The following is a 19,069-nucleotide window of genomic DNA, read 5'->3' as shown; positions in this document are numbered from 1 at the left end:
TCTCATGAACCATCATGATGGAATCATTACATATGCAGTGTATCATATCTCAACAGGTAAGATGGAAGGCATCAACAATAAAATCAAGACGATTCGCCGGCAGGGGTATGGATATCCTGACGATGAGTATTTCTTTTTAAAACTCATTGATATGAGCAGAGTTGATTATGTGAGGAATCCTAAATCCCATAAGTTTTGTGATTGAGCCAAAAATTTGGTGCGTTGGGTTGAGGTTGATCCAGGAAACGATGTAAGAATTTGGATGAACAGTAATTGCGGAATCATGCATGAAGGTTCATGGGATGGAAGATACAATTATGGAGAGAAAATCGGTGACCGCACTCGTGCAACAATTCCAGCGAAGTATAAGAGTAGTTTTGCAGGTTGGGAAATAGGATATGTTGTTAATAACGAGAAGACTCAATTAGCAATACTTAAAACGGATGCGGATTTATACAATTATGAAGTAAACGCTACAAATTTCCCAGCAGGAAGAGAATATTATGTTATGCCAACTTGGAAAGAAGTTCATAATGTTATTTTTGCGGCGGGAAATAATTCAACTTTTGTAGAGAAAGTTCTGGATTCTTGGGATCAGAATAATAATCCAGTTTATAAAGAATTTAATCATGAGAATGATATGGGATTAGGAATGGTTATTTCAGGCCTTTCAATTAATGATTGCTGGAGTAATGAAATATATAATTTCAAACGAGATGGATACACTGCCATTACAAACTGGTACTTATACGAAGGTACAAATGGAGAAAATGGTTCATACAATAAATCATTAGATTCAAATGATAAGCCAATTACCTTTAAGTCGGTTGATGATTGTAGAAAATACATTATTGGAAATAAGGACGTTGTATTCCGCGCACAGTGGGATAATGAAGATATGCCTGATGAATTAAATGGTTGGGGTAACATTCCAGATTTAGAAGATGGTAAAGATATATTTATCAGATTAAGTATAAATGGTGGCGCTGACCTCGGAGAATTCTATTGGAATGGAATGTATAATTTTGGTGAAAAATTAGGTGACCGTACTAATGTTAATATTCCAGCTACATACTCAAAATATTTTAAAGGCTGGGAACTTTGTTATTGGGGAACAGATGGTCCAATACAGATTGCAAAATTTGATACAACGCAACAAATGTATGACTATACGGTAGATTCAAAACTAGATGTAAATAAAGAATATTTTGTTTCTCCAATATGGAACGAGATTTACAATGTATTCATTATTGCAGGAGATAAAGCTAAATTCCAGGAAAAATATGTTCAGGACTGGAACAATGGAACTCCTACGTATGGATATACAGATATGGAGAATCGTTCATGCACAATGGTGCTTCCAGGACATTGCACAAATGATGCGATGGGATGTGAGCTTATAAACTTTGCAAGACCAGGATATAAAGCTATTACAAATTGGTATTTGTATGAAGGAACATGGGGAGAAAAGGGTTCATATCAGCTGGTTTTAGATTCGACTGGCAATCCTGTTACATTTAAGGATGTTGCCGCTTGTAAATCATATGTATTAAAAGACAAAGACCTTATCTTCCATGCACAGTGGGATAATGAAGTTATGCCTGAAGATTTAGATGGATGGGGCAATCCATATAATGAGGAAAATATTTTTACATTATCAAGCTTTGAAATGACTGAAGGTTCTACAGCTTCAATTATTGACGATTTGGGACTTTCATATAAAGGAAAGCCTGTGACAAAGGCTGATTTGACTAATATTAAGTTTAATTCTTTAGAACCAAATAATCTTTCAATCGATGCGAACGGTAATGTTAAGGCAATTGATGATTGCGATCGAGCTGCTATAGAAATTGAGTACAAAGATTCTTCTACTAGAAAAAATGTAAATGGTATAGTATTTATCAATGTGATTTTAAAAACTATTTCTGATTCAGATAATATTACAGTTTTAGAAGATGAATACACTGATAAAGATGGTAAGAAGCAGAAGTATTTATATGCGGAGTTTGATCTTAATGATGTAAAGTCAATTGATGATCCTGTTGATAAATTATTGGCAAACCAGAACTTTAATATTAATGAATATTCATGGTCACAGTTTACTGCTTATCAATGTGATTCAACTACAGTTATTTCAGAATCCACTATCAAGAAGGCTAAATCAGGTGGATTCAATTCGATAGCTATGGATGTAGAGGATTTCTCCTTCAGACTTAATCTTGATACATATGCATCAGGAGATTTTAAGCCAGTTCTTGCAAGAGGAACAGACAATTCTGTCGACAAGATGGTTAAAGATGCTGGATATACAGGAAAATACGTATATTATAAGTTGAGTAATTGTCCGGGAACAACTGATTTTACAGAGTTTATTGACAAGAATATCTTTGAAGCTTCTTATGATGCTGATGGATTCTACGAAGAGAGCTTATATGTATATAAAATTGATGTAGCTACTGGCAAGTTAGATTATGTTTCAGAAGGCTGGGCTAGAGGCTTTAAGGAAGAACGGGATGACCAGATTTTTACAGAAAATTTCATAAATGTTGTTGATGTTGATGGAGAAGGCCAATACGTTGTAGCTAATGAGTGTATTCATAGCTGGAGCGAGAGGGAAATTATTTCTGAAGCAACATGTAAGAAATCCGGTATTAAGAAATGCCAATGTGTAATATGTGGAGCAACTAAGTCATTAGAGTACACAGATGCAGATAATCATGTAGGTGATACATATGTTAATGGTAAAGTATTTGCCACATCATTAATGGATGGTTACACAGGAGATATTTGCTGTAAAGGTTGCAACAAGGTAATAAAGAAAGGTGAAGTCATTTCTAAGATAAAGGAGCCTGTAGAATTATCAACAGAAGATATTAATGATACTGTTAATAAGATTACATCTATTGACCAGAGTTCAGATAAGAAGAACAATAAAGTTGATATTCCTATGATTGATAATAATAAGGTTGCAACTGTTATTCCAACAGAAATCTTAGAGGCTGCAAAAGGCAAGGATGTAGATGTGACATTCAATATGAATGTTGATGAGAAGAACGGTTACTCATGGACAATCAATGGTAAAGATATTGATAGTATTTCAAAAGAGGAAATTAACCTCGAGGTTACTGTTGATGTTGATGTGGCTTCTGATAAAGTTCTTGAGGAACTTACAAAGGGAAATAAAGATTCAATGCAGATTGCACTTACGCATGATGGCGAATTTGGATTTGATGCAACACTTACTCTTAATGTAGGAAAAGACAAGAAAAATCAGTATGTAAATCTTTACTGGTATAAGGATAATGGTGAGGTTGAATTGATTGAGGCTGCAAAGGTCAATAAAGAAGGTAAGGTTGAGCTTAACTTTAAGCATGCATCTAATTACATTCTCGTATATGATAATGTAGACAGAACTGCTGTAAAGCCAGAGACACCAAAGAATGAACCCCCAGCAGTTACTACACCTACAACTACACCAGATGCAAAACCTGAGACAAAACCTACAACTACACCAGATGCAAAACCTGAGACAAAACCTGCAACTACACCAAAGACCGGAGATGCTGACATTACTTTATATGTTATGATGCTTGCATGCGGATTTGGAATGCTTGGTATATTAAAAAAGAAGAAATTTAGCAGGTAAAATATTGGGCCTCCTATGATAAAATAAATCATAGGAGGCCTTTTCTTAGTGCGTCTTGCGGCGCACGTTTCTAATGGGTGAGAGTCCCAAATCCGCCCTAGTACAACGGTTTTTAATTAACTAGACTTTATTGCTTGCCTATTTTCATGATAGCACTGCTCAAAAATCCTCAGCGTAGCCCGCTACGCCTACGTTTTTTGATTAGCACTCTCATAAAAATATTCAGCGCAAAAAGTCCAGTTATTAAGAAACCGTTGTACTAGTAGTGGGAAGGATATAGTCAAGACCAAGGGTGTCCTATTCATAGAAACAACTATGATTAACGTGAGGGGAATCTGAAGGAAGGTGGAGGCAAATCTCTGGTCTGACGAACAGAAATCACATCAGGCTACAGTTAAGGATAAGGTTGCTAATCAAACTGAAGTCCAATAACTACTCGGAATTAACTGTGGTAAATGTGGCAGATGGATGGAGAGAAAGAAACGTGTGGTACCAAGGGAGGTCTTGCCAGCAAGAGGAAACTGATTATGAACAAGGGTTTATCAAATTATTTTATAGAAGGTCTGCAAGGATCCGGAAAAAGTACAACAGTAAACAGGCTTTCGAAGCAATTACCTGAATATAAGGTGTTTCGAGAGGGGGACTACTCACCTGTCGAACTTGCATGGTGTGCGTATGTTACAAAGAGCCAGTATCAGGATATTTTGAAACGTTATCCAAGTCTGGAAAATGAAATTGTAACTAAGACAATTGAGGAAGGAGAACACAGAATAATATGTTACACACAGATATTGACTGATGTGGAGGGATTTCACAAGGATTTAGAACAATATGAAATCTATAATGGAAATCTTGACAAGGCTTCTTTCGAAAAGGTCATTTTAGAGCGTTACGAGAAATGGGATGGACAAGGACAGATTTTTGAATGCTCCATTTTTCAGAATATTATTGAAAATCAGATGCTCTATTTGACGATGACAGATGAGGAGATTCTTGATTTCTATAGAAGACTTAAACAGATACTGTCAGGTAAATCATATCAAATTATCTATCTGGATGTGGATGATATTCGTAGTGCCATTGAGGTGATTAAGAAGGAGCGTTCTGATGAAAATGGAAATGAATTATGGTTTCCGCTAATGGTCAGATATATTGAAGCATCTCCATATGCCAAAGAGCACTCACTTCATGGAATGGAAGGTCTGCTGGCACATCTGGAGAGAAGAAAGGCATTGGAACATCGTATTATAAACGAGATATTCCAGGAAGAGACAATTATTGCAAAGAATTACACCTTCACGATTATGAATCGGTGAACCAGAAGAAGGATTTGAGTTTAAGTATTTTTATGCATATGGAGAAAAAGCATGAGTGTAAGAGAAAATGATGTGAGAAGAAAAAGATAGAGAATAGGTGGATGATTCCTATAAGTGGCTGTTGGTCAATAGCCTTTTTTGTAATCGGGAAAGCAATTGAAGTAAATACAACGGCATCGGAGATAGTTCGATTGATTGGTTTGGTTTTAAGTTATATGTGTTCGTATATGGGAGTGATATTCATATATAACACTGTAAAAATGATTACGGACAATTTGGTCAATATAAAAAAATCAAAAATATGGAATGGTTTGAAGGATAAGAGCTTTGGAATTTATCTGTTCCATCAGCAGATCATATATCTGACGATTATTCCGTTAAATGGTAAGGTGCCGCCGATAGTACAGGTCATGATTAGCTTTTTATGTGCAGTAGGATTAGCTAGCATTATCACAGCGATACTAAAGAAATTTAAATTAACATGCGCTCTGTATGGAGTATGATATTTAGCTATGCTAAGGAGATGAAGGAGCTTGACGCAGCGTGCGAGGCTGCTATGGCACAGATCAAGAATAAGCGCTATGATGAGGCTCTGCGGGATGAGGGCAGGTGTGATATTTTAGCCTATGGCATTGCTTTTTGCAGGAAGCGGTGCAGGGTGGTTGGTGAGAAATTGTAAAGTTACTGTTCAGACGCAAGCTTGACACCGCGCTGTCAAGCTATGAACCATAGTGTTAATTATTGTGTGATTACAGTCCCTGCCTCGTAGAGGCATTTTAAATGGGCTGTAATTGTTTATGAATTAAGCATTTTGGATATCTCAGAGAAATCTATGAACAGATCATCATATATGTTTACTTTGACTACGGAATCAAATGAATACTGCACACTCAGCATTTCACCTTCAAAATAGTTGACAGTGATAATTTTACGACGTGGGTCCACAATCCAGTATTCTCTGACTCCGGCATTTCTATAGTAGTACAGTTTGCGGATATAGTCATCGGATGCATTTCCGGGAGATACGATTTCTATTATGAAATCAGGGGCACCGTTACAGCGCTTGCCATCCTGCTTGCTTTTATCACAGACTATCATCAGATCAGGCTGTACTATCGTTAGAGGGGTATCTTCCAGCTTTACATCAAACGGTGCATGAAATACCTTGCATGGACCATTTTGACCACGAATATATGTGTTTATGATAGTGGACAGTTCCATTGAGATAGTTTGGTGCTCCTGGGATGGGCTGGACATATTGTAGGCTATTCCACTGAACACTTCTATATGCTTATCTTCAGGAAGCTTTTCGTATTCTTCAAGGGTGATAGTTGCTATATCGGATTGTAAGGCGAGTGACATATTCATGCATCCTTTCTTAAAAAGTTTTCTTAGTGTTTATTTACTTAATTATACAATAAATGGTGTCGACAATGCAATGATTTGAATTGTATTTTGCATGGCAATCCGCTATACTAGTATTAAGTATAGCGGATTGTTTTTTGGAGGCTTTTATGGCAAATACTTTGAAGTTACCTGTTGGAATTGAAAATTTTGAGGAAATTCGTAAATTGGGTTTCTATTATATTGACAAGACAAGGCTTATTGAGCAGCTTTTACAGGGATGGGGGAAGGTGACTCTTTTTACCCGCCCTAGGCGTTTCGGTAAGACACTCAATATGAGCATGCTCAAGAGCTTTTTTGAGATAGGCGCAGATAAATCGTTGTTTGACGGCTTATATATTTCTGGAAACAAAGTACTTTGTGATGAGCATATGGGCAAGTACCCGGTTATTTTTCTGTCACTCAAGAGTGTTGAAGGACGTTCCTTTGACGATGCAAGATATATGATTACTGAGCTTATAGGAATAGAGGCAGAAAGATTCAGCTTTTTGGAAGATAGTGAATATTTGTCAGAAAATGAAAAAAAGCGCTATAAGGCGATCATTGCATTGAAGGATGGAACGAATACAATGGATGAAAAAGCGCTTGTATCAAGTCTGCAGATTTTATCTCAATTATTATATAAGCATTTTGGACAAAAGACTGTAATATTAATTGATGAATATGATGTTCCACTCGATAAGGCATTCCAGAATGGTTACTATAAAGAGATGGTTTCACTTATCAGAGGACTCTTTGGAAAGGCGCTCAAGACTAATGAGTTTTTACAGTTTGCTGTGCTTACAGGCTGCCTTCGCGTGTCAAAGGAGAGCATTTTTACAGGGCTCAACAATTTTGAAATTAATTCTATTGTGGATATCGACCATGATGAACAGTTTGGCTTCACTGATGATGAGGTCATGAAGCTGCTTTTAGACTATGACAGGAGTGAAAGGTACCCGGATGTAAAGGAATGGTATGATGGATATCATTTCGGTAATGCAGATATATATTGTCCGTGGGATGTGATTAATTTTGCAAAGAAGCTTGTTTCAGATCCGTTGGCCAGACCGAGTGCTTTCTGGATTAACAGCAGTGGCAATGATATGGTGAAGCGCTTTGTGGACAAGGCTGACCAGACCACGAGAGATGAGATTGAAAAGCTCGTGGCAGGTGGATTTGTGGAGAAGCAGCTTCGTCTCGACCTGACTTATGATGAGATTGATAATACGATTGACAATCTGTGGAGTGTGCTCTTTACCACAGGATATCTCACCAAAATTGGCGAGGTCAAGCTGCCTGACAGCGAGAGCTACGCGTACAGGCTTGTCATTCCGAATAAGGAAGTACGCGAGGTTTTTATCTTGCAGATTCAGGAGTGGTTCAAGGCGGTTGTAGCTAATGAAAATGATACAATGAAGCTTTTATCAAGCGCAATTTTGGATAAAGATGAGAAACAGGTTGCAAGGCAGCTCAATATCGTGATGAGCCGCATGATAAGCATACTTGACACCAAGGCGCCTGATGATATGAAGGAGAATTTCTATCATGGCTTACTTCTCGGTCTACTGCGAGGCAGCAATCCGGACTGGCTTATCAAGTCGAATCGTGAGTCGGGAGATGGTTTTAGCGATATTTTAATCATGCCGGAGGATCCTGATGCGGGAATCGTTATAGAGGTGAAGTATGCTAAGGAGATGAAGGAACTTGACGCAGCGTGCGAGGCTGCGATAACGCAGATTAAGGACAAGCGCTATGATGAGACTCTGCGTGATGAGGGCAGGTGTGATATTTTAGCCTATGGCATTGCTTTTTGCAGGAAACGGTGCAGGGTGGTTGGAGAGAAATTTTAAATTGGCTGTAATCGTTTCTGGTCACACTGTTAGGTGTGAACAGTAACTATCTGGGATGTTGCATCCGGTAATGAAAAATATATTGCTTTCATAGTCAAAGTATGTTATGATACTCCATGGTTACAAATTACAGTGACAGTTATTATATCATTTAAACAAAAGAAAGGGAGGAGAATAGTTATGAGCGACAACTTCAATATGTATGATCAGGCGAATCAGCAGGGCAATCCAAATATACCGCCTATGCCGCCGATGGAGGAAAAGAAGGGAATGTCAATTGCATCTATGGTACTTGGTATTATCGGTCTGGTATTCTGGTGTATTCCAATCCTTGGCGGACCTATTGGTATTGTAGGACTTATCCTCGGTATCGTAGGCAGGAAAAATGGTGGAAAGGGCATGGCAACCGCTGGTATTGTTATGTCAATTATTACCATCGTACTTGCAGTTATCAATGCTGTTGCTGGTGTTTATCTGCAAACATCAAATGTCTTGAACCAGTTATAATCACATAACAGGTGATATCTTTAATTGCATTTTATTTTTTAATCCGCTATGCCAGAGGTTGGTATAGCGGATTTTTAGATTCAATTATCATTGTATTAAAATAAAAAAGTACGTATTAGGAAAGGTGGAAAATAAAATGAAAAAACGAATAATTAATTATAGACTTAAGATTGACAATCTGCTTGCCAATCCTGATAAGATATCAAAAGAAGAGTGGAAGAAAATACTGCAGGAACACCTGACACAAATAGCCTTCTTCCAGCATGAGCGCCTCGTGCACCTCATAGTGACAGTAACCTTTGCCATACTCACCATGATGTCAATAATCGCATCCATCATGATAAGTAATCTGATGCTTCTGGTACTCACACTGTTATTCCTAGTGCTGTTGGTGCCATATATCATGCACTACTATACATTGGAAAATGAAGTGCAGAAGATGTATACCCAATATGATGAGATTTTGAATCATTTAAAATAAGGAAACATCTGCACATAAAAAAGTGGAAAGTTACCAAAGACAGAACCCGGCGCAGCCGAGGCTTTTGTCCTTGACCGCATATACGAAGCTGCTTAGAGTCTGTAGAATTGCATACGAAAACCAACAACGCCCATGCATGGACGCATGGGCGAGGTGTTATGCGCCATGGACGGCGCATAAAAGCCGGTTGTGTCAAAAAGCCACAACCTGCATATGCAATTCGTATAGACACTTAGCTGCGTAGTTCATGCGGGAAAGGACAGAATGCCCCGGCTGCGCCGGGTTCGTCCCACTAGCAATAACAGTGCAATTCCCCATTATTTCTTAAGTTTCTTCTGTGCCGTAGAAAGCATCAGCTTAATACGGTTCAGCTGGTTCACCTCAGAAGCACCCGGATCATAATCGATAGCCACGATATTGGCATCCGGATGATCATGTCTGATTCTCTTTATAACTCCCTTACCCACAATATGGTTTGGTAAGCATGCAAAAGGCTGTGCACAGATGATGTTTGTAACGCCCTCATTGATGAGCTCAAGCATCTCACCTGTCAAAAACCAGCCCTCACCGGTCTGATTACCACAAGAAACGATAGGAGAAGCATACTCTGCGAGATCCTGCACGTGAGCGGTTGGCTCAAAATGCTTGCTCTTAGCCAGCTCATCCCTTGCATCCTTTCTGAGCCATTCGAAGAAGGCGATAAGTCGGTTGTTCATAAACTTAGCTTTCTTAGAAGCACCGAGATAGTCAGCCTTGAAATTCGTGTTGTAGCAGCAGTAGAGTAAGAAATCAGTCAGATCAGGCACTACAGCCTCGGCTCCTTCAGCTTCGAGCAGGTCAACCACATAGTTGTTTGCTGCAGGCAGAAATTTGACGAGAATCTCACCGACCACGCCGACACGCGGTTTAACCTCATCTGTCATAGGCAGATTGTCGAAATCCCTTATGATTTCGCGGCACATCTTTTTGTATTTCTTGTGAGAGAGCATCTTTGTGTTGCCTACAAAGTCGATGACTCTCTTTTTCCACTTCTCATGAAGTGCATTGGCACTTCCCGGCTCTTTCTCATAAGGACGTACCCTGTAGAGACAGCGCATAAAGATATCGCCAAACTCAAGTGCATACAGTCCGTGCTGGATAAGGCTTGGAGTAAACTTAAAGCCCGGGTTTTTCTCGAGACCTACCATGTTGATTGAGATAACAGGTACATCAGGATATCCTGCTTTTTCTAGGGCTCTACGGATAAAGCCGATGTAGTTTGTCGCACGGCATCCGCCACCTGTCTGTGAGATGAGGATAGCTGTGTGTGTCATATCATAGTTGCCTGATTTGACGGCTGCCATAATCTGTCCCACGACAATGAGTGAAGGGTAGCAGGCATCGTTGTTTACGAATTTAAGTCCCACGTCCACACATTCCCTTGCAGGGATATCCGGTATGACCATATTGTAGCCGGCTGCCTTAAAGGCTGGCACGAGAAGATCAAAGTGTATAGGTGACATCTGAGGACAGATGATGGTGTAGTTGTCCTTTTTCATCTGCTCGGTGAATACAACACGCTCGTAGTTAGACGGTTTTAAGTCACGCTTTTCATGCTTGGTTTCCTTGACTCTTATGGCGGCAAGGAGCGAGCGGATACGGATTCTTGCTGCGCCCAGGTTGTTTACCTCGTCGATCTTCAGGCAGGTGTATATCTTGCCGGAGCCTGTCAGTATATCGTTTACGCAGTCGGTTGTGACAGCATCGAGACCACAGCCAAACGAGTTGAGCTGGATTAAGTCAAGGTCATCACGGGTTTTTACAAAGTTGGCTGCTGAGTACAGTCTGGTGTGGTACATCCACTGATCCATGACGATGAGAGGTCTCTCAAGCACGCCCAGATGGGATACGGAGTCCTCTGTCAGCACACAGATGCCATAGCTTGTGATGAGCTCAGGGATACCGTGGTTGATTTCCGGGTCCACATGGTACGGACGGCCTGCGAGCACGATTCCGCGACGTCCGGTGTCTTCCATGTAGTCGAGCACTTCCTCGCCCTTTCGCTGTATCTCAAGCCTTGTCATGGCAAGCTCCTTCCAGCCTGCGGCAACTGCATCACGAATCTGTGACTCAGGCAGGTTGAAATCACCCTTTGAGAAGGTGGCAACGAGCTGCTGCGAGATAGTTTCCTCGCTCTCAAATGACATAAACGGATTTATGAATTTAACCTCGCCTGAGGTAATCTCGTCCACGTTGTTTTTGATATTCTCAGAGTATGATGTGACAATAGGGCAGTTGTAGTGATTGTTTGCATCAGGAAACTCCTTGCGCTCATATGGCACTGCCGGGTAGAAAATAAAATCTACATTTTGTTTTATGAGCCAGCTTATATGACCATGTGTGAGCTTTGCAGGGTAGCACTCTGACTCACTTGGGATGGAGTCGATACCCATCTCATAAATCTTTCTGGTAGACTGTGGTGACAGCACTACAGAAAAGCCGAGGCGCTTGAAAAATGTAGCCCAGAACGGATAGTTCTCGTACATATTCAAGGCTCTTGGGATGCCGACTGTACCGTGTGGAGCATCCTTTGGGTCAAGTGGCTCATAGTCAAATATACGCTTGTTCTTGTATTCAAAAAGATTTGGGATGTTATCCTTGTTCTTCTCCTTGCCCAGACCCTTTTCACAGCGGTTTCCGGTGATGTACTGTCTGTTGTCGGAGAATTTGTTTATAGTTAAAAGACAGTGGTTTGTACAGCCCTGACAGCGTGCGAGCTTTGTGGTGTAGGTGAGCTCGTTTATCTGGTCGATTGTGAGCATTGTTGTCTTGTAATCAGCCTCATGGCGCTCACGTGCGATGAGTGCGGCACCAAAGGCACCCATGATACCTGCGATATCAGGCCTTGTGGCATGTACACCTGCAATTTTTTCAAAGCTTCTAAGAACGGCATCATTGTAGAATGTACCGCCCTGGACTACAATATTTTCACCGAGGTCGCTTGCATCAGAAAGCTTGATAACCTTGAAAAGTGCATTCTTTATTACTGAGTAGGCAAGTCCTGCTGATATATCTGCGACAGATGCGCCCTCCTTCTGGGCCTGCTTTACCTTTGAGTTCATGAAAACCGTACATCTGGTTCCGAGGTCGATAGGATTCTTTGCAAAAAGGGCTTCCTTTGCAAAATCCTGAACTGAGTAGTTTAAGGACTTTGCGAAGGTCTCAATAAATGAACCGCAGCCTGAAGAGCAGGCCTCGTTGAGCTGTACTGAGTCGACTGTCTGGTTCTTTATCTTGATGCACTTCATGTCCTGTCCACCGATATCGAGGATACAGTCTACCTTTGGGTCGAAGAATGCTGCTGCGTAGTAGTGGGCTACAGTCTCAACTTCGCCGTCGTCCAATTTTAAAGCTGCCTTTAATAAAGCCTCTCCGTAGCCTGTAGAGCAGGAGTGTACGATGTGTGCATCCTCAGGAAGCTTTGCATAAATCTCCTGGATGGAGCGGATGGCTGTCGCAAGAGGGCTTCCGTTGTTGTTGCTGTAGAATGAGTATAAAAGGTCTCCCTCCTCGCTTACGAGAGCGATTTTGGTGGTGGTTGAGCCTGCATCTATTCCGAGATAGCAGTTGCCCTTGTATGTAGAAAGGTCACCGGTCTTTACGTGGTTGTTGCCGTGACGCGTTGTAAATTCATCGTAATCAGCCTGATCCTTAAAAAGAGGCTCCATACGTGCCACCTCAAATTCCATCTTTATGCCGTTTGAGAGGCGGTCGATTAAGGATGAGAGTGTGGTGACAGAGTTGTCTTTATAGTTTAATGCAGAGCCTATTGCTGCAAACAGATGAGAGTTCTCAGGAACGATAGTGTGCTCGTCATCGAGATTTAAGGTTCTGATAAATGCTGATTTAAGTTCTGACAAAAAGTGCAGAGGACCGCCAAGGAAAGCAACATGTCCCTTGATTGGCTTACCGCAGGCGAGGCCACTGATGGTCTGGTTTACCACGGCCTGAAAGATTGAAGCTGACAAATCCTCGCGTGTGGCTCCCTCATTGATGAGAGGCTGGATATCTGTTTTGGCAAATACTCCACAGCGGGCTGCGATAGGGTAGATGGCCTTGTAGCTTTTTGCGTATTCATTTAGTCCTGTAGCGTCTGTCTGGATGAGAGAAGCCATCTGGTCGATAAATGAGCCTGTACCGCCGGCACATATGCCGTTCATACGCTGCTCCACGTTACCGCCCTCGAAGTATATGATTTTGGCATCCTCGCCACCTAGCTCTATTGCCACATCGGTCTGTGGAGCATAGTGTGTGAGTGCGGTAGATACAGCTATAACCTCCTGTACAAATGGCACCTCAAGGTGCTTTGCAAGAGTGAGTCCGCCGGAGCCTGTTATCATAGGACAAACTGAAAGGTCACCTGTCTTGTCGTAGGCCTTTCTGATAAGGGACTCAAGTGTCTCCTGGATATTTGCAAAATGACGCTCATAATCGGAAAAGAGGATATTGTCATCGGCATCAAGAAGTGCAATCTTGACGGTTGTTGAGCCGATATCAATGCCCAACTTATGTAAGCTGTTATTTTCCATAGTGGTTCCTCCATAATGTATTACTTATATGTTTTTATATATCTTTCTTCTTATTAAAATATATAACTGTTCAATTATCAAAACAGAGATTATTATACGACAGATATCGACAAATTACAATGACTATAATTATAAAGAATTTGTGAATAATTCGCAGTCTCGTTGACAAAGTATGATTTAACTATCATAATAAATTTTGTAATAATCGTTGCCCTTTGCACTATAGTGTAAAAGGCAGCAATAATATGACAGGAGGATGCAGACGCGTGGTTTTTTATTGCATCAAAACCATGTCTGCTAAAATGTATGAACTGGCTTAACAAACTAGAACAAAAATATGGAAGTAAAGCGATTCCGAATATCACTAGAATATTTATCGCTGCGAATCTGATAGGCAGTGTGTTGCTTTTGACAAAGGGAGATGTTGTACTTTATTATCTGCAGTTTTCAGCTTCTGCTATTTTGCACGGACAGGTATGGCGTCTTATAAGCTGGATTTTTGTGCCGAGCGGCAGCATATCATTTTTTCAGCTTTTATTTATATTCTGTCTGTGGACGCTTGGAGACAGCATGGAGTCATATCTTGGCTCTTTTAGGATGAATGTGTACTTTTTCGGGGGCTTTTTGCTGTACGATATAGTAGGAATGCTTATATTTGCAGTGACAGGTTTATCCATCAATCTGACTATGTACTATATACTTATATCTATGTATCTGATGCTTGGTCTTTTGATGCCGGAGGCAGAGGTGAGGCTTTACTTTGTTCTTCCTATAAAGATGAAGTGGATGGTGCTTGTTTACTTCGTGATGTTTGCATATGATGTGTATACCTATATGAGCTTTGGATGGAAGATTGGATTGGCATACGGCTCAGAAATCGTTCTTGCACTTATAAATCTGTTGGTATTCATCTATGGCTGCAAGCACAGGCTCTCATTCAGGCAGAATATGCACCAGAAGAGGAGAAAGGCACAGTTTAAAGCTCAGTTTTCCGAACCTCGCCCGGGCAGTGGCATCTCACGCCACAAGTGCTATATATGCGGCAGAACAGAATTGTCAAATCCTGAATTAACATTCAGATACTGCTCGAAGTGCACCGGCAACAAGGAATACTGTCAGGATCATCTGTTTACACATACGCACGTATAACATACATGCACTACTTTTTCTAATTCATTGACAAAGTAAACTGATGAATTTATAATGGACACAGTATTATTTTCGGAGGAACATTTATGGAGAACGAGGCAACAGTTTCGAAAAATTTTATTGAACAGATTATTGAGAAGGACTTGGCAGAGGGGCATTGCAAGACTGTAAAGACCAGATTTCCACCGGAGCCAAACGGTTATTTGCATATCGGCCATGCGAAGTCTATTCTTTTAAACTATGGACTGGCAAAGAAGTATGACGGACAGTTCAATCTCAGGTTTGATGATACAAACCCTACCAAGGAGCGTCTGGAGTTTGTAGAGTCTATCGAGGCCGATGTTAAGTGGCTTGGTGCTGACTGGGCGGATAGAAAGTTTTTTGCATCCAATTATTTCGACAAGATGTATGAGTGTGCAGTAGGACTTATAAAGAAGAAAAAGGCATATGTATCTGATCTGACACCTGATGAGATAAGAGAGTACAGAGGTACACTCACAGAGCCGGGCAAGGAGGATCCATACTCAAAGAGAAGTGTTGAGGAAAACTTAGACCTTTTTGAGCGCATGAAAAACGGTGAGTTTGAGGATGGCACAAAGGTGCTTCGTGCGAGAATTGACATGAGCTCTTCAAATATCAATATGAGGGATCCGATTCTTTACCGTGTGGCTCATATGACACATCACAATACAGGTGATAAATGGTGTGTATATCCTATGTATGATTTTGCTCATCCTATAGAGGATGCTATCGAGGGTATCACACATTCTATATGTACTCTGGAGTTTGAAGACCACAGACCACTGTATGATTGGGTGGTTATTGAATGTGGATTTAAGAATTCTCCTGAGGAGTCGCCAAAGCAGATTGAGTTTGCAAAGCTCTATCTGACTAATGTTGTAACAGGAAAGAGATATATCAAGCGTCTTGTGGAGGACGGCATCGTTGATGGCTGGGATGACCCGAGGCTTGTTTCTATAGCAGCGCTCAGACGCAGGGGCTTCACACCTGAGTCTATCCAGAATTTTGTTGATCTGTGTGGTATATCAAAGGCTAACAGCTCTGTTGATTACGCTATGCTTGAGTACTGTATCCGAGAGGATTTAAAGGCTAAGCGCCCTCGTATGATGGCTGTGCTTGATCCGGTCAAGGTGATTATCGACAATTACCCTGAGGGACAGGTTGAGTATCTTGAAGTGGACAATAACGTGGAGAATCCTGAGCTTGGAAAGAGAAAGGTTCCTTTCACCAGAGAGCTTTATGTGGAGAGAGAGGACTTCATGGAGGAGCCGCCGAAGAAGTATTTCCGTATGTTCCCGGGCAATGAGGTGCGTTTCATGAACGCTTATTTTGTGAAGTGCAATAGCTGTGTGAAGGATGAAAACGGCAATGTTACAGAGATTCACTGTACATATGATCCGGCATCAAAGGGTGGCAACAGTCCTGACGGCAGAAAGGTCAAGGGAACTATCCACTGGGTTTCAGCCGAGTATGGAAAGCATGTAACTGTACGTCTTTACGAGAATATCGTAAATGAGGAGCTTGGAGTGTACAATGAGGACGGAAGCTTAAATCTTAATCCAAATTCACTCACAGTGCTTGATAACTGTGTAGTGGAGCCGGAGCTTATGAATGCCAAGGCTTATGATAGCTTCCAGTTTGTCAGAAACGGCTTCTTCTGTGCAGATTGCAAGGATTCAAAGGAGGGACAGCCTGTATTTAACAGAATCGTCTCCTTAAAGAGCTCATTCAAGCTTCCGACAGCTAAATAGTTTTTGACTAAAAATAAACAGAAGAGAAGAATAGAGGTAAAATATGGATTTAATGTCAGGCCTTGACAAATTCGGATTGAATCCTGAAGAGATAAATGACCTGTACGATGGTGAAAAAAAGACGGTCACCGTAAATACTCCGGTGGCAGCTGCTGTTCAGACAGAAGATGAAAGGGATTTTGTATTTGCAAAGAGTGTTACATGTCCAGTGTGCGATGATAACTTTCAAACCTTGACAGTAAAAGCATCAAAGGTGCGTCTTGTTGGTTCTGATGATGATTTCAGACCGGTATATAAGGGGATTGATACAGTAAAGTATGGTGTCACCTCATGCCCGCATTGTGGTTACAGTGCAATGAATGGAGATTTTATACATGTGTCGAATATTCAGATAAGGCTTCTTAAGGAACAGGTTGCCGCTAAGTTTAAGCCCGGCAATAAAAATGTGCCTTTGATATATTCGTATGATGAGGCAATAGACAGATATAAGCTGGCACTTTTTTCGGCAATTGTTAAAAGAGCACCGTACAGCGAAAAGGCATATATTTGTCTTAAGATGTCATGGCTTTATCGTGGCCTTTTGGAAAATCTTGTGGCTGACGGTGAATCACCGGACAGTGAAGAGCTTGTAAATGCACAAAAGTCAGAAAGCTATTATTATGAGCAGGCATTGGATGGAATGACACGGGCTGTTGAGACAGAGCATTTCCCGATATATGGAATGAACCATGACACAGTTGATTTGCTCCTGGCCCAGATGAACTTCAGGCTGGAGCACTTGGATGTCGCCTCAAAGCTCGTTGCAAGGGTACTTATGTCGAAAAGTGCTTCTAGACACATTAAGGATAAGGCACTTGATTTAAAGAATGAAATTATTAAAAAAATAAGAGATGTGAAATAATTGTTGTTATTTCACATCTCTTTTTCTTTTATTGGTTGTAACAATTAATTGTTTTTCTTGTTCTCAAGCTCAAGAAGCTTCATTGCACGAACCTTGAGTGGCAGACCAAACAGTGTGATGAAGCCGTCTGCATCATGATGGTCATATAAATCTCCTGTAGTAAAGCTTGCAAGAGACTCACTGTAGAGTGAATATGGTGAAGTAGTGCCGGCCTTGATGATATTGCCTTTATATAATTTGAATTTAACTTCTCCGGTTACATATTCCTGTGTTGACTCTACGAAAGCCTGGATTGCTTCACGAAGTGGTGTGAACCATTTTCCTTCGTATACTACCTGAGCGAGCTTGTTGCCCATTTCTTTCTTGACCTCCATTGTGGCACGGTCAAGGCAGAGCTCCTCGAGCTGGTCATGTGCCTCCATGAGGATTGTTCCACCAGGAGTCTCATATACACCACGTGATTTCATACCTACCACACGGTTCTCAACGATATCGATGATGCCGATGCCGTGCTTGCCGCCGAGACGGTTGAGCTCTCTGATGATGTCTGCTACCTTCATCTTTTTGCCGTTGACAGATGTAGGAACACCCTTTTCAAATGTCATTGTAACATACTCACCTTCGTCAGGAGCATGCTCAGGTGTGACACTTAATACGAGCAGATGGTCGTAGTTTGGCTCCTGTGAAGGATCCTCAAGCTCAAGTCCCTCGTGGCTGATGTGCCAGAGGTTACGGTCACGGCTGTAGCTTGAATCTGTGCCGAACGGAAGGTCAATTCCGTGTGCCTTGCAGTACTCGATCTCAGCCTCACGTGAATCCATTTTCCAGTTGTCCTGACGCCATGGAGCGATTACCTTGATATCAGGAGCGAGCGCCTTGATACCGAGCTCGAAACGGATCTGGTCATTTCCTTTACCTGTTGCACCGTGGCAGATGGCTACAGCGCCTTCTTTTCTTGCAATCTCTACAAGCTTCTTTGCGATGCCCGGTCTTGCCATTGCTGTTCCAAGGAGGTATTTGTGCTCATAAACTGCGCCGGCCTGTACACAAGGTACGATATAGTCCTCACTGAACTCATCACAGATATCCTCTATGTAAAGCTTTGAAGCTCCGGATAATTTAGCTCTCTCATCGAGTCCGTCAAGCTCCTCTCCCTGTCCGCAGTTGATGCAGCAGCAGATTACGTCATAGTCATAAGTCTCTTTAAGCCATGGAATGATAGCAGTGGTATCAAGTCCGCCTGAATAAGCTAATACAACTTTTTCTTTCATAAGTGCGTGTCCTCTTTTCGTTTATTCTTTTATGATGGTAACCATTAACTGCTTTTGTGTCTAAAAGCCTTGAATAATTACTTTAGAATAAATATATACCAGTTCTTTACATATTGCAAGTGAAAAAATATACATTATTCATGCATAAATATACATAATTTTGTATAATTTTTCTCTTTACGGATTGAAAATACTGTACTATATTATTATGTATGATGCGTC

Annotated in this window: 13 protein-coding genes and 1 pseudogene; 11 read left to right on the top strand and 3 right to left on the bottom strand. The window is 41.1% G+C overall.

The annotated features are described in order from the left end of the window. From ACTQ1L_RS08470 to ACTQ1L_RS08450, 5 genes and pseudogenes are all read left to right on the top strand, one after another. Nucleotides 1–205 (top strand): transposase (locus ACTQ1L_RS08470; RefSeq protein ID WP_441366561.1); only part of this gene is annotated, 205 nt, incomplete at its 5' end. Between the two features lie 12 nt (nt 206–217). Then, entirely contained in the window at nt 218–3,646 is a 3,429-nt protein-coding gene (locus ACTQ1L_RS08465) for a hypothetical protein (RefSeq protein ID WP_441366559.1), read from the top strand. Between the two features lie 527 nt (nt 3,647–4,173). Continuing rightward, on the top strand, nt 4,174–4,962 hold the full coding sequence (locus tag ACTQ1L_RS08460) for a deoxynucleoside kinase (RefSeq protein WP_441366557.1): 789 nt from the start codon (nt 4,174–4,176) through the stop codon (nt 4,960–4,962). Between the two features lie 101 nt (nt 4,963–5,063). Continuing rightward, nucleotides 5,064–5,465: a hypothetical protein gene (locus ACTQ1L_RS08455; RefSeq protein WP_441366556.1), complete on the top strand. Its 402-nt coding sequence runs from the start codon at nt 5,064–5,066 to the stop codon at nt 5,463–5,465. An 8-nt stretch (nt 5,466–5,473) separates the two neighbouring features. Next, nucleotides 5,474–5,641: pseudogene (locus ACTQ1L_RS08450) on the top strand (PD-(D/E)XK nuclease domain-containing protein); the annotation flags it as partial. Nucleotides 5,642–5,757: 116 nt separating this feature from the next. Here ACTQ1L_RS08450 and ACTQ1L_RS08445 read toward each other — a convergent pair. Continuing rightward, the gene (locus ACTQ1L_RS08445; RefSeq protein ID WP_441366555.1) at nt 5,758–6,324 is read right to left on the bottom strand and encodes a Uma2 family endonuclease; all 567 of its coding nucleotides are present in this window, start codon (nt 6,322–6,324) and stop codon (nt 5,758–5,760) included. Nucleotides 6,325–6,476: 152 nt separating this feature from the next. Here ACTQ1L_RS08445 and ACTQ1L_RS08440 point away from each other — a divergent pair, with 152 nt between their 5' ends. The 3 genes from ACTQ1L_RS08440 to ACTQ1L_RS08430 all read left to right on the top strand — a co-directional run bounded on the left by ACTQ1L_RS08440 (nt 6,477) and on the right by ACTQ1L_RS08430 (nt 9,186). Next, nucleotides 6,477–8,198, top strand: coding sequence for an AAA family ATPase (locus ACTQ1L_RS08440; protein ID WP_441366553.1), 1,722 nt, complete (start codon nt 6,477–6,479; stop codon nt 8,196–8,198). A gap of 180 nt (nt 8,199–8,378) precedes the next feature. Further along, nucleotides 8,379–8,705 (top strand): DUF4190 domain-containing protein, encoded by a 327-nt coding sequence (locus tag ACTQ1L_RS08435; RefSeq protein WP_441366551.1) that lies wholly within the window; start codon nt 8,379–8,381, stop codon nt 8,703–8,705. 136 nt (nt 8,706–8,841) lie between these two features. Beyond that, a complete protein-coding gene (locus ACTQ1L_RS08430) occupies nt 8,842–9,186 on the top strand; it encodes a hypothetical protein (protein WP_441366549.1) in 345 nt (114 codons plus the stop codon). Nucleotides 9,187–9,503: 317 nt separating this feature from the next. Here the strand turns inward: ACTQ1L_RS08430 and ACTQ1L_RS08425 are convergent, their stop codons facing one another. Next, nucleotides 9,504–13,754, bottom strand: a complete 4,251-nt coding sequence (locus ACTQ1L_RS08425; protein WP_441366547.1) for an acyl-CoA dehydratase activase-related protein — start codon at nt 13,752–13,754, stop codon at nt 9,504–9,506. A gap of 306 nt (nt 13,755–14,060) precedes the next feature. Here ACTQ1L_RS08425 and ACTQ1L_RS08420 point away from each other — a divergent pair, with 306 nt between their 5' ends. The 3 genes from ACTQ1L_RS08420 (at nt 14,061) to ACTQ1L_RS08410 (ending at nt 17,576) form a co-directional block, all read left to right on the top strand. Further along, entirely contained in the window at nt 14,061–14,903 is an 843-nt protein-coding gene (locus ACTQ1L_RS08420; protein WP_321111352.1) for a rhomboid family intramembrane serine protease, read from the top strand. Nucleotides 14,904–14,989: 86 nt separating this feature from the next. Beyond that, nucleotides 14,990–16,675, top strand: a complete 1,686-nt coding sequence (locus ACTQ1L_RS08415) for a glutamine--tRNA ligase/YqeY domain fusion protein (protein ID WP_441366545.1) — start codon at nt 14,990–14,992, stop codon at nt 16,673–16,675. A 43-nt stretch (nt 16,676–16,718) separates the two neighbouring features. After that, nucleotides 16,719–17,576, top strand: a complete 858-nt coding sequence (locus ACTQ1L_RS08410) for a DUF2225 domain-containing protein (RefSeq protein ID WP_441366544.1) — start codon at nt 16,719–16,721, stop codon at nt 17,574–17,576. A gap of 44 nt (nt 17,577–17,620) precedes the next feature. Here ACTQ1L_RS08410 and ACTQ1L_RS08405 read toward each other — a convergent pair whose 3' ends face one another. Beyond that, on the bottom strand, nt 17,621–18,847 hold the full coding sequence (locus ACTQ1L_RS08405) for an argininosuccinate synthase (protein WP_321111224.1): 1,227 nt from the start codon (nt 18,845–18,847) through the stop codon (nt 17,621–17,623). Between the last annotated feature and the right edge of the window lie 222 nt (nt 18,848–19,069).

The organism is Agathobacter sp. LCP21S3_B2 (genome assembly GCF_052118705.1).
GTDB lineage: Bacteria > Bacillota > Clostridia > Lachnospirales > Lachnospiraceae > Roseburia.
This window is presented reverse-complemented; position numbering and strand designations above follow the sequence as displayed.

What these genes read in the sequence shown, in the direction of transcription:
- ACTQ1L_RS08445 (WP_441366555.1), bottom strand. Translation starts at nt 6,324, where the DNA reads ATGTCACTCGCCTTACAATCCGATATAGCAACTATCACCCTTGAAGAA.
- ACTQ1L_RS08425 (WP_441366547.1), bottom strand. Translation starts at nt 13,754, where the DNA reads ATGGAAAATAACAGCTTACATAAGTTGGGCATTGATATCGGCTCAACA.
- ACTQ1L_RS08440 (WP_441366553.1), top strand. Translation starts at nt 6,477, where the DNA reads ATGGCAAATACTTTGAAGTTACCTGTTGGAATTGAAAATTTTGAGGAA.
- ACTQ1L_RS08410 (WP_441366544.1), top strand. Translation starts at nt 16,719, where the DNA reads ATGGATTTAATGTCAGGCCTTGACAAATTCGGATTGAATCCTGAAGAG.
- ACTQ1L_RS08420 (WP_321111352.1), top strand. Translation starts at nt 14,061, where the DNA reads ATGAACTGGCTTAACAAACTAGAACAAAAATATGGAAGTAAAGCGATT.
- ACTQ1L_RS08415 (WP_441366545.1), top strand. Translation starts at nt 14,990, where the DNA reads ATGGAGAACGAGGCAACAGTTTCGAAAAATTTTATTGAACAGATTATT.
- ACTQ1L_RS08405 (WP_321111224.1), bottom strand. Translation starts at nt 18,847, where the DNA reads ATGAAAGAAAAAGTTGTATTAGCTTATTCAGGCGGACTTGATACCACT.
- ACTQ1L_RS08430 (WP_441366549.1), top strand. Translation starts at nt 8,842, where the DNA reads ATGAAAAAACGAATAATTAATTATAGACTTAAGATTGACAATCTGCTT.
- ACTQ1L_RS08460 (WP_441366557.1), top strand. Translation starts at nt 4,174, where the DNA reads ATGAACAAGGGTTTATCAAATTATTTTATAGAAGGTCTGCAAGGATCC.
- ACTQ1L_RS08435 (WP_441366551.1), top strand. Translation starts at nt 8,379, where the DNA reads ATGAGCGACAACTTCAATATGTATGATCAGGCGAATCAGCAGGGCAAT.
- ACTQ1L_RS08455 (WP_441366556.1), top strand. Translation starts at nt 5,064, where the DNA reads ATGATTCCTATAAGTGGCTGTTGGTCAATAGCCTTTTTTGTAATCGGG.